Annotated in this window: 15 protein-coding genes; 6 read left to right on the top strand and 9 right to left on the bottom strand. The window is 73.5% G+C overall.

Going from position 1 to position 18170, the window contains the following annotated elements; all coding sequences use genetic code 11:
• Positions 1 to 6 precede the first annotated feature (6 nt).
• The 3 genes from AB0I16_RS16755 (at position 7) to pulA (ending at position 5873) form a co-directional block, all read left to right on the top strand.
• Positions 7 to 1704 (top strand): glycoside hydrolase family 13 protein, encoded by a 1698-nt coding sequence (locus tag AB0I16_RS16755; protein ID WP_363250127.1) that lies wholly within the window; start codon positions 7 to 9, stop codon positions 1702 to 1704.
• Positions 1692 to 2759 (top strand): LacI family DNA-binding transcriptional regulator, encoded by a 1068-nt coding sequence (locus AB0I16_RS16750; protein ID WP_363250126.1) that lies wholly within the window; start codon positions 1692 to 1694, stop codon positions 2757 to 2759. The genes AB0I16_RS16755 and AB0I16_RS16750 overlap by 13 nt, the downstream gene beginning before the upstream one ends.
• 402 nt (positions 2760 to 3161) lie before the next feature.
• Positions 3162 to 5873 carry a pullulanase-type alpha-1,6-glucosidase gene (gene pulA / locus AB0I16_RS16745; protein WP_363250125.1) on the top strand — a complete coding sequence of 904 codons (2712 nt, stop codon included), beginning with the start codon at positions 3162 to 3164 and terminating at the stop codon, positions 5871 to 5873.
• 12 nt (positions 5874 to 5885) lie between these two features.
• Here pulA and hemC read toward each other — a convergent pair whose 3' ends face one another.
• Positions 5886 to 6821, bottom strand: a complete 936-nt coding sequence (gene hemC / locus AB0I16_RS16740; RefSeq protein ID WP_363250124.1) for a hydroxymethylbilane synthase — start codon at positions 6819 to 6821, stop codon at positions 5886 to 5888.
• A 242-nt stretch (positions 6822 to 7063) separates the two neighbouring features.
• On the opposite strand from hemC, the gene AB0I16_RS16735 reads away from it, so the two are divergent.
• Positions 7064 to 7537: a GNAT family N-acetyltransferase gene (locus AB0I16_RS16735; protein ID WP_363250123.1), complete on the top strand. Its 474-nt coding sequence runs from the start codon at positions 7064 to 7066 to the stop codon at positions 7535 to 7537.
• 67 nt (positions 7538 to 7604) lie between these two features.
• On the opposite strand, the gene AB0I16_RS16730 is transcribed toward AB0I16_RS16735, so the two are convergent.
• The 5 genes from AB0I16_RS16730 to AB0I16_RS16710 all read right to left on the bottom strand — a co-directional run bounded on the left by AB0I16_RS16730 (position 7605) and on the right by AB0I16_RS16710 (position 12447).
• Complete coding sequence (locus tag AB0I16_RS16730; protein WP_363250122.1) at positions 7605 to 8198, bottom strand: sigma-70 family RNA polymerase sigma factor; 594 nt, start codon at positions 8196 to 8198, stop codon at positions 7605 to 7607.
• Between the two features lie 85 nt (positions 8199 to 8283).
• On the bottom strand, positions 8284 to 8973 hold the full coding sequence (locus AB0I16_RS16725) for a hypothetical protein (RefSeq protein WP_363250121.1): 690 nt from the start codon (positions 8971 to 8973) through the stop codon (positions 8284 to 8286).
• Positions 8974 to 9066: 93 nt separating this feature from the next.
• Positions 9067 to 10323: a cation:proton antiporter gene (locus AB0I16_RS16720; RefSeq protein WP_363250120.1), complete on the bottom strand. Its 1257-nt coding sequence runs from the start codon at positions 10321 to 10323 to the stop codon at positions 9067 to 9069.
• Positions 10324 to 10327: 4 nt separating this feature from the next.
• Entirely contained in the window at positions 10328 to 10813 is a 486-nt protein-coding gene (locus AB0I16_RS16715) for a TrkA C-terminal domain-containing protein (RefSeq protein ID WP_062772610.1), read from the bottom strand.
• 95 nt (positions 10814 to 10908) lie between these two features.
• Entirely contained in the window at positions 10909 to 12447 is a 1539-nt protein-coding gene (locus AB0I16_RS16710; protein WP_363250119.1) for an ATP-dependent DNA ligase, read from the bottom strand.
• Between the two features lie 274 nt (positions 12448 to 12721).
• Between AB0I16_RS16710 and AB0I16_RS16705 the strand changes: the two genes are divergently transcribed.
• The gene (locus tag AB0I16_RS16705; protein WP_363250118.1) at positions 12722 to 13135 is read left to right on the top strand and encodes an SsgA family sporulation/cell division regulator; all 414 of its coding nucleotides are present in this window, start codon (positions 12722 to 12724) and stop codon (positions 13133 to 13135) included.
• 58 nt (positions 13136 to 13193) lie between these two features.
• Positions 13194 to 14240 (top strand): YihY/virulence factor BrkB family protein, encoded by a 1047-nt coding sequence (locus tag AB0I16_RS16700; RefSeq protein ID WP_363250117.1) that lies wholly within the window; start codon positions 13194 to 13196, stop codon positions 14238 to 14240.
• Positions 14241 to 14375: 135 nt separating this feature from the next.
• On the opposite strand, the gene AB0I16_RS16695 is transcribed toward AB0I16_RS16700, so the two are convergent.
• The 3 genes from AB0I16_RS16695 to AB0I16_RS16685 all read right to left on the bottom strand — a co-directional run bounded on the left by AB0I16_RS16695 (position 14376) and on the right by AB0I16_RS16685 (position 17273).
• On the bottom strand, positions 14376 to 15404 hold the full coding sequence (locus tag AB0I16_RS16695) for a Gfo/Idh/MocA family oxidoreductase (RefSeq protein WP_363250116.1): 1029 nt from the start codon (positions 15402 to 15404) through the stop codon (positions 14376 to 14378).
• A gap of 45 nt (positions 15405 to 15449) precedes the next feature.
• Entirely contained in the window at positions 15450 to 16640 is a 1191-nt protein-coding gene (locus tag AB0I16_RS16690; RefSeq protein WP_363250115.1) for a serine hydrolase, read from the bottom strand.
• 144 nt (positions 16641 to 16784) lie between these two features.
• Positions 16785 to 17273: a glutathione peroxidase gene (locus AB0I16_RS16685; RefSeq protein WP_363250114.1), complete on the bottom strand. Its 489-nt coding sequence runs from the start codon at positions 17271 to 17273 to the stop codon at positions 16785 to 16787.
• Positions 17274 to 18170 lie beyond the last annotated feature (897 nt).

Here is an 18170-nt window from a genome sequence, read left to right as displayed (position 1 = left end):
GAAGACATGACCCAGCATCTCGCTGCCCCCACAGCCCCCGCCTCCGGCACTCGCACGGACTGGTGGCGCGACGCGGTGATCTACCAGGTCTATCCGCGCAGCTTCGCCGACGGCAACGGTGACGGCATGGGCGACCTGGCGGGCATCCGCGCCAGGCTGCCCTACCTCAGGGACCTCGGCGTCGACGCCGTCTGGCTCAGCCCGTTCTACTCGTCGCCGCAGGCCGACGCCGGATACGACGTCGCCGACTACCGCGCGATCGACCCGATGTTCGGCGACCTGCACGACGCCGACGCCCTCCTGCGCGACGCCCACGCGCTGGGCCTGCGCATCATCGTGGACCTGGTGCCCAACCACTCGTCCGACCAGCACGACTGGTTCCAGCGCGCCCTGCGCGAGGGGCCGGGATCACCGCTGCGCGAGCGCTACCACTTCCGCCCCGGCAAGGGCGCCGACGGCGAACTCCCGCCCAACGACTGGGAGTCCATCTTCGGCGGCCCCGCCTGGACACGGGTCGAGGACGGCGAGTGGTACCTCCACCTCTTCGCCCCCGAGCAGCCGGACTTCAACTGGGAGCACCCGGCCGTCCGCGACGAGTTCCGCTCCATCCTGCGGTTCTGGCTCGACATGGGCGTCGACGGCTTCCGCGTCGACGTCGCCCACGGCCTGGTCAAGGCCGAGGGCCTGCCCGACCTCGGCACGCACGACCAGCTCAAGCTGCTCGGCAACGACGCCATGCCGTTCTTCGACCAGGACGGTGTGCACGAGATCTACCGCAGCTGGCGCGCCGTCCTCGCCGAGTACGCGGGCAACGACCTCGGACCGGCGGGCTCCGACGGCCGGGGCCACCGGGCGGGCGCGCGCATCCTCGTCGCCGAGGCCTGGACGCCCACCGTCGAACGCGCCGCCGCCTACGTGCGCCCCGACGAGATGCACCAGGCGTTCAACTTCCACTACCTGGGCACCTACTGGAACGCCGCCGAGCTGCGCGCGGTCATCGACGAGTCACTGGCCGCCATGCGGCCCGTCGGCGCCCCCGCCACCTGGGTGCTCTCCAACCACGACGTCACCCGCCACGCCACGCGGTTCGCCAACCCGCCGGGGCTCGGCACCCAGCTGTGCACGCCCGGCGACCGCGAGCTCGGCCTGCGCCGCGCCCGCGCCGCGACCCTCCTGATGCTCGCGCTGCCCGGCTCCGCCTACATCTACCAGGGCGAGGAACTCGGTCTGCCGGACGTCACCGACCTGCCCGACGAGGTGCGCCAGGACCCCTCGTTCGTCCGGGCCAGCGGCCAGGACGGCTTCCGCGACGGCTGCCGGGTGCCCATCCCGTGGACCGTCGACGGGCCGAGCCACGGCTTCGGTGCGGGCGGGAGCTGGCTGCCGCAGCCCGCCGGCTGGGGCGAGCTGAGCGTGCAGGCCCAGACCGGCGACCCCGAATCGACCCTGGAGCTCTACCGGCGCGCGCTGCACGTGCGGCGGACCCAGCCGGGCCTCGGCGCCGGTGACTCGCTGGAGTGGCTCGACGCCCCCGAGGGGGTCCTCGCCTTCCGCCGCGAGGGCTTCGTGTGCACCGCGAACACCACGGGCGCCCCGGTGCGCATACCGGCTCCCGGCCGGGGCCTGCTCGCCAACGCCGCCGTGGAGGCCGTGGACGGCAAGGCCGAGCTGCCCGCCGACACCACCGTCTGGTGGGCGGTGTGACCACCTCCCCGCCGCGCGCCTCGGACTGGGCCGACCGCGGTGCTCCGCGCCTCGCGGACATCGCGGCCCAGGCCGGGGTGAGCGAAGCCACCGCGAGCCGGGTGCTCAACGGCAAACCGGGGGTGGCGACGGGTACACGGCAGCGGGTGCTCGCAGCCCTGGACATCCTGGGCTACGAGCGCCCGCTGCGCCTGAAGCGGCACAGCGCCGGCCTCGTCGGGCTCGTCGTCCCCGAGCTGAGCAACCCGATCTTCCCCGCCTTCGCGCAGGTCGTCGAGCAGGTCCTCGCCGGGCACGGCTACACGCCCATGCTGTGCACCCAGATGCCGGGCGGCGCGACCGAGGACGAGCTGGTCGAGCAGCTGGAGGAGCGCCGTGTCAGCGGCATCGTGTTCCTGTCGGGGCTGCACGCGGACACCACGGCGGACCCCACCCGCTACCTCGAACTGGCGGGGCGGGGCACGCCGTTCGTGCTGATCAACGGCTACAACGAGAACATCCCGGTGTCCTTCGTGTCGCCCGACGACCGTGCGGCGGCCCGGATGGCGGTGCGCCACCTGGTCGACCTGGGACACGAGCGGATCGGCCTGGCCATCGGCCCCACCAGGTACGTTCCGTCCCGGCGCAAGGCGGAGGGGTTCACCTCGGCACTGCACGGCCTGCTCGGCCTGGCACAGGGGGAGGCCGAGCGGCTGGTGCAGCGCACCCTGTTCACCGTCGAGGGCGGCCACGCGGCGGCCAGCGCACTCCTGGACCAGGGGTGCACGGCGATGGTCTGCGGCAGCGACATGATGGCGCTCGGGGCCGTGCGCGCGGTGCGCCAGCGCGGGCTCTCGGTGCCGGGGGACGTCTCCGTCGTCGGCTTCGACGACTCGCCCCTGATCGCTTTCACCGACCCGCCGCTGACCACGGTGCGTCAGCCGGTGCAGGCCATGGCGACCGCGGCGGTGGGTGCGCTCCTGGAGGAGATCCAGGGGAACCCCGTGCAGCACACGGAGTTCGTCTTCCAGCCCGAGCTGGTCGTGCGGGGCTCCACGGCGCAGGCGCCGCGCTGAGAGCCCCTGCTCGGAGAGCGGGGAGTCGAGGGGAGGGCCCCGGGACCGGCCCGGTCGGGGCAGCGGGGTGACGATGTGGCCCCGGGGCCTTCCCGTTCCCGGGACCCGGTCCGAACGGCCGGGCGCGTGGGGCCCGTTGCTCAGGGCCCCCGGCCGCTCGAACCGGAGTCGTGGTTGAACGTAACATCGCTGCAATCTCTTGCGGAAGGTCTTGCGGTGCACGAAATCCCGGAAACCGCAGTGTGACGACCAGTTGTGCCCGGAGGGTTGACCCCGGTTCCCCGGGGTCGTACGGTCTCGTCCGAAATCGGCGTTGAAATGTTGCTGCAACATCCTTCAACGGCCTGAAGGGCACGGCGCGTTGCCGCTCTGGGCCATTCCCACCCACCTCAGGAGGCCGTCATGGCTGCCCGGAAGACCAGGGTCCGCAGACCCCTCGCCACCGCCCTCGCCCTCTTCGCCGTCGTCGCGCCCCTGGCCTCCTCCGTCGCCGCGTCACCCGCCGCGTCGGCCGCCGAAGCGGCCGGCACGGTCGATCCGACCAGGGCCGGGGCCCAGTGGATCGACGAGAACACCGTCGCCTGGGACCTGCCGGACGCCGCCGGCACCCGGCACGCGCTGGTGTACGCGGCCGACGGGCGGCTCACCGTGCGGGACGGCGAGCTCGCCGGGGAAGGGCGGCGCATACGCCTGACCCCGGCCGAGGGCGGCCTGACCGGCGCCCAGCGCGAGAAGTACCCGCATCTCAAGGGCTACGCCGCCTTCACCGTCGACCCGCGCGACCGCGGCCAGGCACGCCGTGCCCTCACCGGCCAGGTCGTCGCGGTCCGCGAGGACACCGGCGGCAAGCTGCTCGACGCCACCGGCGTCCAGACGCAGGGCGTCCTCGACGACCTCTACAGCGCCGCGGCGACCGAGGCGAAGCTGGGCCCGCGGTTCCGCCACGGCCGCACCTCGCTCGCCGTCTGGGCGCCCACCGCCCAGTCCGTCGCCCTCGAACTGGGCGGCAGGACCGTGCCCATGCGGCGCGACGACGCCGGCGGCGTGTGGTCCGTCAGCGGCCCCAGGGCCTGGGAGGGCAAGCCGTACCGGTACGTCGTGAAGGTGTGGGCGCCCAGCGTCCAGAAGATCGTCACCAACAAGGTCACCGACCCCTACTCCACCGCCCTCACCGCCGACTCCGCCCGCAGCCTCGCCGTCGACCTCGACGACCCGGCGCTCGCCCCCGCGGGCTGGGACCGGCTGCGGAAGCCGAGGGCGACACCGCTGCGGGACGCGCAGATCCAGGAGCTGCACATCCGCGACTTCTCCGTGGAGGACCGCACGTCCCGCCACCCCGGCGAGTACCGCGCCTTCACGGACAAGGCGTCCGACGGCATGAAGCACCTGCGCAAGCTCGCCCAGGCCGGCACGTCGTACGTCCATCTGCTGCCCGCGTCCGACTTCGGCATCGTCCCCGAACGCCGCGACGACCAGGCGAAGCCCGACTGCGACCTGACGGCGCCCGCCCCCGACTCCGAGGAGCAGCAGGCGTGCGTCGCCGAGGCGGCCGTCAAGGACGGCTACAACTGGGGCTACGACCCGGTGCACTACACCGTGCCGGAGGGCAGTTACGCGAGTGACCCGGACGGGACCCGGCGCACGGTCGAGTTCCGGCAGATGGTCCAGGGACTGAACGGTTCGGGGCTGCGGACCGTCATGGACGTCGTCTACAACCACACCGTCGCGAGCGGCCAGGCCGACGAGTCCGTCCTCGACAAGATCGTGCCCGGCTACTACCACCGGCTCCTCGCCGACGGCACCGTCGCCAACTCGACGTGCTGCGCGAACACCGCGACCGAGAACGCCATGATGGGCAAGCTCGTCGTCGACTCCGTGGTCACCTGGGCCAAGGAGTACAAGGTCGACGGCTTCCGCTTCGACCTGATGGGCCACCACCCCAAGGCCAACATCGTCGCCGTGCGGAAGGCCCTGGACGCGCTGACGCCCAAGAAGGACGGAGTCGACGGGAAGAAGGTCGTCCTCTACGGAGAGGGCTGGAACTTCGGCGAGGTCGCCGACGACGCCCGCTTCGTCCAGGCCACCCAGAAGAACATGGCGGGCACCGGCGTCGCCACCTTCTCCGACCGCAGCCGCGACGCCGTGCGCGGCGGCAGCCCCTTCGACGAGGACCCCGGCGTCCAGGGCTTCGCCAGCGGCCTCTACACCGACCCCAACGCCTCGAAGGCGAACGGCACGAAGGCCGAGCAGAAGGCCCGCCTCCTGCACTACCAGGACCTGCTGAAGGTGGGTCTGACCGGCAACCTGGCCTCGTACACGTTCACCGACTCCGCGGGACGCAGGGTCAAGGGCTCGCAGGTCGACTACAACGGTTCCCCCGCCGGATACGCGGCGGCCCCCGGCGACGCCCTCTCCTACGCCGACGCGCACGACAACGAGTCGCTGTACGACGCGCTCGCCTTCAAGCTCCCCGCCGGCACCTCACCCGCCGACCGCGCCCGCATGCAGGTCCTCGCCATGGCGACCGCGACCCTGGCCCAGGGCCCCTCGCTCTCCCAGGCCGGAAGCGACCTGCTGCGCTCGAAGTCCCTCGACAGGAACTCCTTCGACAGCGGCGACTGGTTCAACGCCATCCACTGGAGCTGCCGCGACGGCAACGGCTTCGGGCGCGGCCTGCCGGTGGCCGCCGACAACAAGGCCAAGTGGAGCTACGCCAAGCCCCTCCTGGCCTCCACCGCCCTGAACCCCGGCTGCCGGGAGATCGACGGGGCGTCGGCCGCCTACCGGGACCTGGTGAAGCTGCGCGCGAGCGAGCCCGCCTTCTCCCTGGACACGGCCGCCGAGGTCCAGTCCCGGCTCTCCTTCCCGCTCTCCGGCACCGATGCGGAGACGCCGGGCGTCGTCACCATGCGGGTCGGTGACCTCGTCGTCGTCTTCAACGCGACCCCGGACGCGCAGGAGCAGCGGGTGCCCGGCCCGAAGGACGCGGCGTACCGGCTGCACCCCGTACAGGCCAAGGGCGCCGACGCCACCGTCAAGGCGTCCTCGTACGAGCGGAAGACCGGCACCTTCACCGTGCCCGCCCGTACGGTCGCCGTCTTCGAGCGGCGCTGAGGACGCCCTCCGTCAGTGCGCGATGCCGTCGATCAGCTCCCGCGCCCCCTGGCGCAGGAGCGCGACGGCCACCGACGTGCCGAGCGTCGCCGGGTCGAGCGGGCCCGCCCACTCGTGGGCGTTCAGCACGGTCTTGCCGTCGGGGGTGAAGACGCAGGCGCGCAGCGACAGGTCGCCGCCCCGCTCGGAGCGCGCGTACCCGGCGATGGGCGAGTTGCAGTGGCCCTGCAGCACGTGCAGGAACATGCGCTCGGCCGTCGCCTCGCGCCAGGCGTCCCTGTCGCCGAGGTCCGACACCGCGTCGATGGTCGCGGTGTCGTCCTCACGGCACTGCAGGGCGAGGATGCCTGCACCGATCGGCGGGCACATCGTCTCGACGGAGAGCACATCGGTCGCCAGGTCGGGGCGGCCGATGCGGTCGAGCCCGGACTGCGCGAGCAGCAGCGCGTCGGCGTCGCCCGCGGCGAGCTTCTCCAGGCGGCGCCCCGCGTTGCCGCGCATGGGCACGCACTCCAGCTCGGGGTGCGAGGCGGCGAGCTGCGCCCGGCGGCGCACCGACGAGGTGCCGATGCGGGTACCGGCCGGCAGCTCGTCCAGGGTGAGGCCGCCGGGGTGGATCAGCGCGTCCCTGATGTCGTCGCGCTTGAGGAACGCGGCGAAGGTCGTGCCCGCGGGCAGCGGCCGGTCCGCCGGTACGTCCTTGACGCAGTGCACGGCGAGATCCGCCTCGCCCGCGAGCAGCGCGGCGTCGACCTCCTTGGTGAAGGCCCCCTTGCCGCCGAGCTGCGCAAGGTCGCCCATCCAGCGGTCGCCCGAGGTCGTGACCGGCACGACCTCGGTGCGGATGCCGGGGTGCAGCGCGGCGAGTTCGGCGCGGACGCGCTCCACCTGGGCCAGGGCCATGGGGGAGGAGCGGGAGACGATGCGGATCAGTTCAGGAGCGGACATGCGCTCCACGATAGGGCTTCGCCGGGGCGGGGCGCGCAGGTGTCCCCGATACGGGAGGCGGGACAAGGGGCCTCCGCCGCGACCCAGTTGGCCCAGTGACAGGCGGGGCGCCGGGTCCCGGTGGCGCGCGCGGCCCCGCCACCGCCTCGGGGCCGCTCCGCGTGCGTGACCACGGGCCGCCTCATAGCGTGAGGTGAACGAGGGTGCGGCCCGGCGCCGCGCCTGCCCCCAGGGAGGCCCGCATGTCCAGCACCGCCGCGTCGCCGGAACGCCGGGCCGTCGCTCTCGTCCCGATGACGCCCACCCATCTGGCCGACGTCCTCGCCCTGGGGCGCAGGGTCTACGACACCTCCGTGAAGCCGTACACGTCCTGGTCCCTCTCGGCCATCGCGGGCCACCTCGACAGCGAGGCGTCCGCCTGCTGGGTGGCGCTCGACGAGGAGCGGCTCGCCGGTTTCGTGCTCGGCTCGATGGGCTTCGACCAGCGCTCCGACTGGGGCAACCTGGAGTGGATCGCGTGCGCCCCCGAGTACCAGGGCCAGGGCGTCGCGAGCCGCTTGGTCAAGGCGTGCTGCGGGAGCCTCACGGAGGCGGGCGCCGACGCCGTGGTCACGGACGTCGAATCCCGCAACACGGCGTCGGCCGCCCTGATGCGCGCCAACGGCTTCGAGGCGAGCGTGTCGGTGACGCTGTTCGTGCGCGAGAACGCCGGCTAGGGCCCGGCCGCCGGCCCCGCTGGTCGCGGGCCGGCGGCCGTGGCCGGCCGTGTTCAGCCGGTGCGGGTCACGCGACGCGGTCCGCCGCGAGCAGCAGCGCGCTCACCCGCTCCCTGGCCCGCGCCACCCGGGAGCGCACCGTCCCCACGGGGCAGCCGACAGCCGCGGCGGCGTCCGCGTAGGGGAGCCCGACGAGCTGGGTCAGCACGAACGCCTCGCGGCGCGGCGCGTCCAGGGCCGCGAGGAGGTCGAGCAGGGCCACGCCTTCCTCGAAGCCGGGCAGACCGCGCGGCTGGGTCCGCTCCGCGGTGGCCTGCCAGTCGCCGGTGTCGGAGATCCGGGGCCTGGCCGCCGCCGTGCGGAACCGGTCGGCGACCGTGCGCCGCGCGATGGTGAGCAGCCAGATGCGGGCGCAGGAGCGGGCGGCGTAGCCGTGCAGCGAGGTCAGGGCCCGGAGGTAGGTCTCCTGGGTCAGGTCGTCGGCCGCGTGCGGGTCGCCGCTGAGATGGGTCACGAAGCGCAGGACGTCACGCCGGGTGGCGCGCACGAACCGCTCGAACGCGTCGGAGTCGCCGTCGCGCGCGGCGAGGGCCCATCCGGTTATCAGCTCGTCCCGGGCCGCGTCCTTGCCGTGTCCGGGGTGCACGGGGGCATGAGGCATCGCAAGAGGTCCTTCGGTGAGGAGAGTCCGGTGCTTCGGCGCGGAACGCCGAAGATCCGCCCGGCACGTGGGGTGCGGGGCGGTGTCAGGAACTGGCCGTGCGGACCGGCGGACCTCTGCGGGAGACGGCGTCCTCAAGGAGGACACCGCGCAGTCGCGGTACGGGCGCGAGCGCGCCGATGTGCGGCGGGGCCGGGGGAGGGGAGACGGCGAGGACCGTGAGGACCAGCCGCAGCGGTACGAAGACGGCGGCGGCGAGGGCCCGCCCGGTGCGGAACACGGCCGCCTCGCCGCGCCACAGCCACAGGGCGCAGAGCAGCGCGGCGGTGAGGTGGGCGAGGAACATGCCGAGGGCGCTGTGCCCGAAGACGGACATGATCCAGTGGGAGACGCCCTCGTCCGGCATGGCGGCGTGCGGTGACACCGGCACGGGCCCGGGCACAGGATGGCCGGTGTGGTCCATGCCGCCACCCGTGGCCGTGGACGCGGACGTCCGCACGGCCCCGGGCGCGGGGGCGCTCACCCGCTGGGCGAGGCCGAACAGCTCGTGCAGGCCCAGCTGCGCCGCGACGGTGGCCCCGGTGACCGCGGCGGCCCCGCGCTCCCGCCCGGTCAGCCAATAGGCGGCGGCCGACGTGGCGGCGAACGCGTACCCCACCGCCCACCAGGGCAGCGGGGCACCGGACATGAGCGCGTGCCCCAGGGCCGTCGCCACCACGCACACGGCCGCGAACACGGCGGCTCGTGCGAGGCGGAACGCGGGCCCTGAGGTCATGGGAAGCATCGTGCCAGGCGGGATCGGGAACCGCGGCGGCAGCAACGGACATCTCTGTGTCCGCCCCCGGAGGACAGGGGCGGCGGAGAGGTCCTAGGACCGCTCGCCCGCGTCCTGGCCGTCCAGCGACTCGACGGTCTCCCGCGGCCCGGGTACCACCACGGCGCCGGGGTCCGCCGAAGCGCGGCGCCGGGCGACGACCCCGCTCACGTAACCCGCGACGGGCTGCGTGTAACGGGCGGTCAGCGGGCCGACGATGACGAGGATCAGGACGTACGCCGTGGCCAGCGGCCCCAGCATGGGCTCGATGCCCGCGGCGACCGCGAGCCCGGCGATGACGATGGAGAACTCGCCGCGCGCCACCAGCGCGCCGCCCGCGCGCCAGCGGCCCTTGACCGAGACGCCCGCGCGGCGCGCCGCCCAGTACCCGGTGGCGATCTTCGTCAGCGCGGTGACGACGGCGAGCGCCAGGGCGGGGAGCAGCACCGGAGGAATGCTGGCGGGGTCGGTGTGCAGGCCGAAGAAGACGAAGAAGACGGCGGCGAAGAGGTCCCGCAGCGGTGCGAGCAGCGAGTGGGCGCCCTCGGCGACCTCACCGGAGAGCGCGATGCCGACCAGGAACGCGCCGACGGCGGCGGACACCTGGAGCTGCTGGGCGAGCCCGGCGACCAGGATGGTCAGGCCGAGCACCACGAGGAGCAGCTTCTCCGGGTCGTCGCTGGAGACGAAGCGCGAGATGAGCCGTCCGTAGCGCACCGCGAGGAAGAGGACGACGCCGGCCGCGCCGAGCGCAATGGCCAGTGTGAGGCTGCCCGCGGCCAGGCCGACGCCCGCCAGGAGCGCGGTGATGATCGGCAGGTAGACGGCCATCGCCAGGTCTTCGAGGACCAGGATGCTGAGGATGACCGGGGTCTCGCGGTTGCCGAGCCGCCCGAGGTCCCCGAGGACCTTGGCGATCACGCCCGACGACGAGATCCAGGTGACGCCGGCGAGGACCACGGCGGCGACCGGGCCCCAGCCCATGAGGAGCGCGGCGACGGCGCCCGGCACGGCGTTGAGCGTCATGTCGACGAGCCCGGCGGGGTACTGCGTCTTGAGGTTGCTGACGAGGTCGCTCGCGGTGTATTCGAGCCCGAGCATCAGCAGCAGGAGGATGACGCCGATCTCGGCGCCGATGGCGACGAACTCCTCGCTCGCGCCGAGCGGCAGCAGCCCGCCCTGGCCGAAGGCGAGACCCGCCAGCAGGTACAGGGGGATCGGCGAGAACTGGAAGCGCCCGGCGAACCTGCCGAGCAGGCCGAGGGCCAGGATGATCGCGCCGAACTCGATCAGGAAGACAGCGGAGTGCACGCGCTCACTCCCGTCCGAGTATCGTCGCCGCGGTCTCCACGCCTTCGCGCGTGCCGATCACGATGAGGGTGTCGCCGCCCGCCAGCCGGAAGTCGGGCGCGGGGGACGGGATGGCGTCGGCCCGCCGCAGGACCGCGACGATCGAGACGCCGGTCTCGGTGCGCATCCGGGTCTCGCCGAGGAGGCGCCCGTTCCAGTGCGAGGTGGCCGAGAGCAGCACCCGCTCGGCGACGAGGCCGAGGTCCGTGGTGTGCAGCAGGTTCGGGCTGTGGTGCGAGGGCATCAGGGCGTCGATCAGCGCGTCCGCCTCACCCGAGCTGAGCCGCAGCGACAGCGCGCACTCGTCCGGGTCGTCCGAGCGGTAGGCGCTCAGCGTCCGCGCACCGTCCCGGTGCGCGACCACCGAGAGCCTGCGCTGTTCTCGGGTGGTCAGGTCGTACCGGATGCCGATGCCTGGGAGCGGCGTACGGCTGAGACGTGATGCGGGCACAGCTTTCCCCTTGCGTATGAAGTGATCGACCCCAAGCTGTCACCCTATCGGGCGTTAAGGATTGGCAAAATTACGCGGGGAGGCGCCGCGCACGGTCACACGTCGCGCCGGGAAAGCACCGTCTCGACGGTGTCCGCCTGGTCGGCGGGCTTGTCCTCGCGGTAGCGCACGACGCGGGCGAAGCGCAGGGTGACGCCCGCGGGGTAGCGCGAGGAGCGCTGGAGTCCGTCGTAGGCGATCTCGACGACCAGCTCGGGGCGGACCCGTACGACGTGGCCGTCCGCGCCGACCGCCAGCTCCTGGAGGCGCTCGGTCTGCCAGGCGAGCATCGCGTCCGTCAGCCCCTTGAAGGTCTTGCCGAGCATGGCGAAGCTCCCGTCGGGCCGCCGTGCGCCCAGGTGCAGGTTGGAGAGCTTGCCGGTGCGGCGGCCCGAGCCCCACTCGGCGGCGAGGATCACCAGGTCGAGGGTGTGGACCGGCTTCACCTTCAGCCAGGAGGCACCCCGGCGGCCCGCGTTGTAGGTGGCGTCGAGCGCCTTGAGCACCACGCCCTCGTGGCCGCGCCCCAGCGTGGCCTCGAAGAACTCCTGGGCCCCGGCGCGCTGCCGCTCGTCGGCCGGGTCCTCGACCAGGGTGCGGCGCACCCGCATCGGCTCGGGGACCAGGGCGGTCAGTTCCGCGTGCCGCTCGGTGAGCGGCAGGTCGACCAGGTCCCGGCCCGCCACGGCCAGCGCGTCGAAGAAGACCGGGGACAGGGGCAGCCCGGCCGCCGCTGCCGCCACGTCGACGCGCGAGCCGACGCGCCCCGCGATGTCCTGGAAGGGCCGCGGGCGCCCGTCGGCGTCCAGGGCGATGACCTCGCCGTCCAGGATGAAGCCGTCCCCCCTCAGCTCCCGCGCCGCGGCGGTCAGCTCGGGCAGCCGGTCGGTGATGTCGTCCAGGGTGCGCGTGTAGACGCGTACGTCGTCGCCGCTGCGGTGCACCTGGACGCGGATGCCGTCCAGCTTCTCCTCGACCGCGCACGCGCCGAGCCTGTCGATGCCGTCGGCGACCGACGCGGCGCCGTGCGCGAGCATCGGCTGGAGGGGCCGGCCCACCGTCAGGCGGAACTCGTCCAGCGCCTCGGCGCCGCGGGCGAGCAGGGCCTCGGCGACCGGGGCCACACCCCCGGCGAACATCACCGAGCGCCGCACGGCGTCCGGCGGGGTGCCCGTGGCCACCGCGAGCCCCTCGACGGCGACCGCGTCCAGGGCGCCCTGCCGCAGCTCGCCGGTGAGCAGGCCGGTCAGGAGCTTCTGCTCGTCGGCGGTCGCGGCCCCCATCAGCTCGCCCACCAGGCGCCTGCGCTCGGCCTGGGACCCCGCGCCGGACACCGCGCCGATCGCGGTGAGCGCCGCGTCCACCCCGGCCACGGTCAGCGTCGCCTCCTCGGCGGGCGGCCCTGCCTCCTTCAGCGTGCTCCAGCCGATGCCGAGGCGCCCCTGGGGCAGACGCCCCGCGAGATACGGGATGACGATCGGCACGTCCTCCGGCTCCGCCGCGCCGAACAGCTCGGCGAGCAGCGCGATCTTCCGGGACCTGGCGGAAGTGGCGGCCACTTCCTTGGACACGTGGGCGAGCCGGGCGAGCAGCATGGGGCCATCCTGCATCGGGTGCCCGCCGGGCGCAGCCGGGACCCCTGTTCACCCGAGGGACGTGTGCGCCCCGTCGTGCAGGGCACTCGGACGGCGCGGCGGCGCGGCCGACCACGGGCCGTCACGGGAATCCCAGCGGGCGACAGGAGTGACACAGGTCACATGAATCATGTGGCGAGCCGCCGTGACGGCGGCCCGTGTCACGGGTCCCAAGGGCAGGGGACCTCACCGCCGGAGGTCCCGAGAACCGGAACAACCGAAGTGGAGCTCGATCATGGCCGACACCCTCCAGCAGCCCGCCCGCGCTCGCCTCGTCACCCCGGACGGCCGCGAGCGCGCCCTGGCGGTGGCCCTGCGCTATGCCGCCGCGGACCCCCTGGCCGTCCAGATCACCTTCCCCTCCGAGGCATCGCTCGACGGCATGGAGGTCACCTGGGTCTTCGCCCGGCAGCTCCTCGACGACGGCCTCACCGCCCCGGCGGGCGGCGGTGACGTGCACGTATGGCCGTCCGGCCGGGCACGGACCGTGCTGGAGTTCCACTCGTACCAGGGGCTGGCCGTGGTCCAGTTCGACACCTCCGTACTGCGCCGCTTCCTCTCGCGCACCTACGCCGCCGTCCCCGCGGGCGAGGAGGAGTCCGGCCTCGATCTCGACCAGGGACTCTCGCGGCTGCTCGGCGGCGTCTGACGCGTCCGGAGCCCCGGCCCGCATGCGGGCGGCCCGGACCACGGGTACTGCTGGACACATGACACGGCTACATGAACCGGGGCGGAGCGGGGACGAGGGACGGGACCCGGAGCACGGACCAGGGCCCGAGGTCGAGCGGCGGGCGCCGGACACCCCCACGGCCCTGGGCAGGAAGTCGTGGCGGGACGTGCTGCGCAGGACCCTCGGCGAGTTCCGGCGCGACGAGCTGACCGACCGGGCGGCGGCCCTGACGTACTACGGCATCCTGGCGCTGTTCCCGGCCCTGCTCGTGCTGGTCTCCCTGCTCGGCATCGCGGGCAGGTCGACGACCGACGAGGTGCTCGACAACATCACCGAGCTGACGCCTGGCGCCGCACGCGAAGTGATCACCAACGCGGTACGGCAGCTCCAGGGCAACGCCGGGGTCGGCTCGGTCATGGCCGTCGTCGGCCTGCTCCTCGCGGTGTGGTCCGCCTCCGGCTACGTGGCGGCGTTCATCCGTTCGGCCAACGCCGTCTACGACATGCCCGAGGGCCGACCGGTCTGGAAGGTGCTGCCGGTCCGCGTCGGCGTCACCGTCGTCCTGATGGTCCTCGCCGTCCTCAGCGCCCTCATCGTGGTCTTCACCGGGCCGCTGGCCCGCCAGGCGGGCACCGCACTGGGCATCGGGGACACCGCGCTGACCGTCTGGTCGATCGCGAAGTGGCCGGTGCTCGTGCTCCTGGTCGTCCTGATGATCGCCATCCTGTACTGGGCGACGCCCAACGCCAAGGTACGCGGCTTCCGCTGGGTCACGCCCGGCAGCTTCCTCGCCCTGCTGATCTGGCTGATCGCCTCCGCCGCCTTCGCGCTGTACGTGGCGAACTTCGCCTCGTACAACAAGACGTACGGCACCTTCGCCGGGATCATCGTCTTCCTGGTGTGGCTGTGGCTCACCAACCTCGCCATCCTGCTCGGCCTGGAGTTCGACGCCGAGACCTCGCGGCAGCGGGCCATCGCCGGAGGCCACCCCGCCGACGAGGAGCCCTACGTCGAACCGCGCTCCACCGCCAAGTGGGACGAGCAGGACAGGCGCCGCCTGAACAACGACTCCCGGGAGCCCTGAGAGCCTGTCTTTGAACCCTCGCCTGCGCCCCGACGCCCGGCACGCCCGCACGCCGAGCGCACGCACCGACCGCCGCTGCGCCCGCGCTCCGCGCGGACGACGGGGGTTCAAGACAGGCTCTGAGGGCAGCGGCCCTCAGCGCCCGCGCTCTGCGCCGTACAACGCCGGCCGCCGCTCAAGAGCCACCTCCGTGCGCCGCCCGCCGCGCAGCGCCGCGACCCCCGCCTCGGCGACGACGGCCGCCGCGTAGCCGTCCCAGGCGCTCGGGCCCTCGGCCCGGCCCCGGCGCGCGGCGGCGACCCAGGCGCGCACCTCGCGGTCGTAGGCGTCGGCGAAGCGCACCAGGTAGTCCTGGGGCACGTCCTCGCGCGCGCCGCCCGCCGAGCGGACGACCATCGTGCGGGCGTCACCCACCTGGGCGCTGCCGTGCTCGCAGACCGCCTCGCACCGCACCTCGTAGCCGAAGCCGCAGTTGACGAAGATCTCCACGTCGACGACCGCGCCCCCGGACGTCTCGAAGAGCACGAGCTGCGGATCGAGCAGCCCCTCCGGCGCGCCGGACGAGGGAGCGGGCCGCAGCACCGTCACCGCGGTGATCTCCTGGCCGAGCAGCCAGCGGGCGGCGTCGATCTCGTGCGAGACGGAACTGCTGATCAGCATCGACGAGGTGAAGTACGGGGGAGAGGACACATTGCGGTGGCGGCAGTGCAGCATGAGGGGACGGCCGAGCCGCCCGGAGTCGAGCAGTGACTTCAGCGCCGCGTACTCCGCGTCGTACCGCCGCATGAACCCCACCTGGATCAGCCTGCGCCCCCGCCGCGCCTCGGCCTCCACCACCCGGAGGGCCGATGCGGAGTCGGGCGTCAGCGGCTTCTCGCAGAGCACCGGCAGGCCCCGCGCGCACGCCGCGAGCAGCGCCTCCTCGTGCGCCGCCTCGGGCGAGGCCACCAGGACCGCTTCCACGCCGGGGGCGCCGAGCGCGGCGAGGGCGTCGCCGTGCACGGAGACCCCCGGGCGTCCGGCCACCGCGGCCTCGGCCCGCGCGGTGTCGGGGTCGGCGACCGCCACGACGCGGGCCCCGCCCACCGTCCCGCCGATCCGCCGGATGTGGTCGGCCCCCATGTGGCCCGCGCCGAGCACGGCCACCCCCAGCACTCCGCCCACCCGACGTCTCCCCACGCTCGCGCGGCGCCCGCGCGGCGGCGGGCCTCACTCGACGATCTTCTTCTTCGCTTCCGTACGCCGGGACACCGTAGCCGCCCGCCGCCTGACCGCCACGATCAGGCCCGCGAGCACGGCGACGCCGCCCGCCATGACCATCATGAGCGCGGGCCAGTCGGAGTCGTCGGGCTCCAGCATGGCGGTCGCCGGGGCCGCGTGCGCGCGGGAGATCTTCGCGGGCCGCGGCAGCAGCGAACCCACGGGCCGCACCTTCCCGGCCGCCGCGAAGCCCCAGTCGAGCAGGGACCTGGCCTCCTCGTAGACGGCGTACCCGCCGCCCTCCCGCGGGTTCAGCACCGTCACGACGAGCGTGCGCCCGCCGCGCTGGGCCGCGGTGATCAGGGTGGCACCCGCGTGGCTGGTGTAGCCGTTCTTGATGCCGAGCAGCCCCGGGTAGGGGGCGACGCCGTCCGAGCCGGTCAGCAGGCGGTTGGTGTTCTGGATGGGGTACGACCAGCCGCCCGCGGGGAACCGGGCGACGCGCGTCGAGCAGTAGCGGGAGAACTGCGGGTCGGCGAGCCCGGCCCTGCCGAACACCGCGAGGTCGTAGGCGGACGAGACCTGCCCGTCGGCGTCGTAGCCGTCGGGGGAGACCACGTGCGTGTCCCGGGCGCCCAGCTCACGGGCCTTCTCGCGCATCTGCCGCACGGAGGTGTCCAGGCCGCCGTTGAGCCGTGCGAGGACGTGCACGGCGTCGTTGCCCGAGCTGAGGAAGACACCGCGCCACAGGTCGGCGACGCGGTAGTCACGGCCGGGCGCCACACCGACCAGGCTGCTGCCCGCGCCGACCAGGTCGAGCTCGCGCTGGGCGACCAGGTGCCTGCTCTCGGGGTCCAGGCGCGGCAGGACGGCGAGGGCGAAGAGGGCCTTGAGCGTCGAGGCGGGCGGCAGCGGGCGGTGCGCGTCCCGCGCCGCGAGCACCTCGCCCGTGCGGGCGTCGGCCACCACCCAGGCGAGCGCGGAGACGTGAGCGGGCGGCGGCGGCGCGTCGGCGTCGGGCCTGACCTGCACGCCAGGACGGTCCAGGTAGGCGGAGGTGTACGCGGGGACGGGGCGCGGCGGCGCGGGCTCCGCCGGGAACGCGGCGGCCGTCACGGGCGTGGACAGGAGGACCAGGGCCCCGAGCGCGAGGGCCGTGGTGCGTACGGACGAGGAGCGCGAAAGGTACCTGATGACCATTCGGTCACCGTATGAGCGCCGCCGCGTCTCCGCAGATCGGCTTGGACCGGCCGGATGTATCACCCGTCCGGCGGCCCGCGCCCCCGCCCGGGCCGCCCTCACCCGGCCGGAGGCGCCGCGCTTGCGGGCCGCGCCGGACGGTGGTCAGGCCGGCAGGTGCTTCTCGACGGCGGCGACGACCTCCGGGGCGTCCGGCTCGGTGCGCGGACCGAACCGGGCGACGACCTCGCCGGCACCGTTCACGAGGAACTTCTCGAAGTTCCACCGGACGTCGCCGGTGTGGCCCTCGGCGTCCGCCGTGTCGACGAGGCGCGCGTACAGCGGGTGCCGGTCAGCGCCGTTGACGTCGACCTTCTCCGTCATCGGGAACGTCACGCCGTACGTCGCCGAGCAGAACTCGGCGATCTCCTCCGAGGTGCCGGGCTCCTGGCCCATGAACTGGTTGCAGGGCACACCGAGCACGCTGAAGCCGCGCGGGGCGTACTGCTCGTGCAGCCGCTCAAGGCCCGCGTACTGCGGAGTGAGCCCGCACCGGGAGGCGACGTTGACGACCAGCACGGCCTTGCCCTCGAACTGACGCAGGTCGGCGGAACCGCCCCGCAGGGCGCCGATTTCTTCTTCGTAGACAGACATGATCCGGAGCCTACGCCCCAGTGGCGACTTGCATCATCGGGCCTCGGGCCAACACCCCAAGGCGCCCCGCCGTACCCCGGGCCGGGCACCTCCCTTGAGCCCCGAGCTGCACGGTGCGTCGGGCAAGTGGCTCGACACCGGGTGGGCGGGATTCGTGGATGGCGCACCGGGACCCGGCGTTACCCGACTCCGGGCTCGGGACCGTCCAGAACGCACGCCCCGTCTTGGACGAGCACGAGCGGCGGCGTGTGGAGCGAGCTGAGAACGACAGGCGCCTTGAGAAGAGCCGCGAGGCGCAGTACGCGGCGCACACGCGGGACGAACTGCTGGACGGGATACGCCTGGCCACGGAAAGCGGTGAGGTGTGCGACTGCGAGTACGGCGGCGATCGGCCACTGTGTCGGTCGACGTCTTGCGTCGCGAGGCTGCCGAAGAGGGCTGGCGCCACCTGGCCGGCGACCACGTTCTGTTCTTCGCGTCGTCCAGCTGGACGGTGGAAGGGGACGTCTGGGGCCAGGCCACCGACGATGTGCGTCTGCGCGTCCACCACAGCGGTCTGAACGACATCTGGGATCTGTCGCCGGCGCCGCAGGACAGCGTCATGCCCCTCGGGCAAACGGCATGGTCCATGCGGTGCTCGCCCATGCCCCGCAGTGGCTCGCGCAACCGGACGGCGACGCGGGCAAGCGCTTCGTGTCCGTGGCCTACCCCGGCCACAGGTCGGGGCCTTCCCACGTTCGCCGAGAAGAGACGCCACGGCCCTCTACCGGAAGGCAACCGGACTGGACACCAACATGGAGACAGAGGGCTGCAGAAGCGAACCGAGATCAGCCGCAGGGGGTGAGGAGGAACGTCCGCACGATCCGTCGCGCACGAGCCTGCCGACCGGTTGGCCGG

Origin of the sequence: Streptomyces sp. NPDC050703 (genome assembly GCF_040654435.1) — a bacterium.
Classification (GTDB): domain Bacteria; phylum Actinomycetota; class Actinomycetes; order Streptomycetales; family Streptomycetaceae; genus Streptomyces.
This window is presented reverse-complemented; position numbering and strand designations above follow the sequence as displayed.

Bases quoted from the DNA above. Each gene is read 5' to 3' on its own strand.
- AB0I16_RS16725 (WP_363250121.1), bottom strand. From the start codon at position 8,973: ATGACCTCAGGGCCCGCGTTCCGCCTCGCACGAGCCGCCGTGTTCGCG.
- AB0I16_RS16685 (WP_363250114.1), bottom strand. From the start codon at position 17,273: ATGTCTGTCTACGAAGAAGAAATCGGCGCCCTGCGGGGCGGTTCCGCC.
- AB0I16_RS16735 (WP_363250123.1), top strand. From the start codon at position 7,064: ATGTCCAGCACCGCCGCGTCGCCGGAACGCCGGGCCGTCGCTCTCGTC.
- AB0I16_RS16700 (WP_363250117.1), top strand. From the start codon at position 13,194: ATGACACGGCTACATGAACCGGGGCGGAGCGGGGACGAGGGACGGGAC.
- AB0I16_RS16710 (WP_363250119.1), bottom strand. From the start codon at position 12,447: ATGCTGCTCGCCCGGCTCGCCCACGTGTCCAAGGAAGTGGCCGCCACT.
- AB0I16_RS16730 (WP_363250122.1), bottom strand. From the start codon at position 8,198: ATGCCTCATGCCCCCGTGCACCCCGGACACGGCAAGGACGCGGCCCGG.
- AB0I16_RS16690 (WP_363250115.1), bottom strand. From the start codon at position 16,640: ATGGTCATCAGGTACCTTTCGCGCTCCTCGTCCGTACGCACCACGGCC.
- AB0I16_RS16705 (WP_363250118.1), top strand. From the start codon at position 12,722: ATGGCCGACACCCTCCAGCAGCCCGCCCGCGCTCGCCTCGTCACCCCG.
- AB0I16_RS16755 (WP_363250127.1), top strand. From the start codon at position 7: ATGACCCAGCATCTCGCTGCCCCCACAGCCCCCGCCTCCGGCACTCGC.
- pulA (WP_363250125.1), top strand. From the start codon at position 3,162: ATGGCTGCCCGGAAGACCAGGGTCCGCAGACCCCTCGCCACCGCCCTC.
- hemC (WP_363250124.1), bottom strand. From the start codon at position 6,821: ATGTCCGCTCCTGAACTGATCCGCATCGTCTCCCGCTCCTCCCCCATG.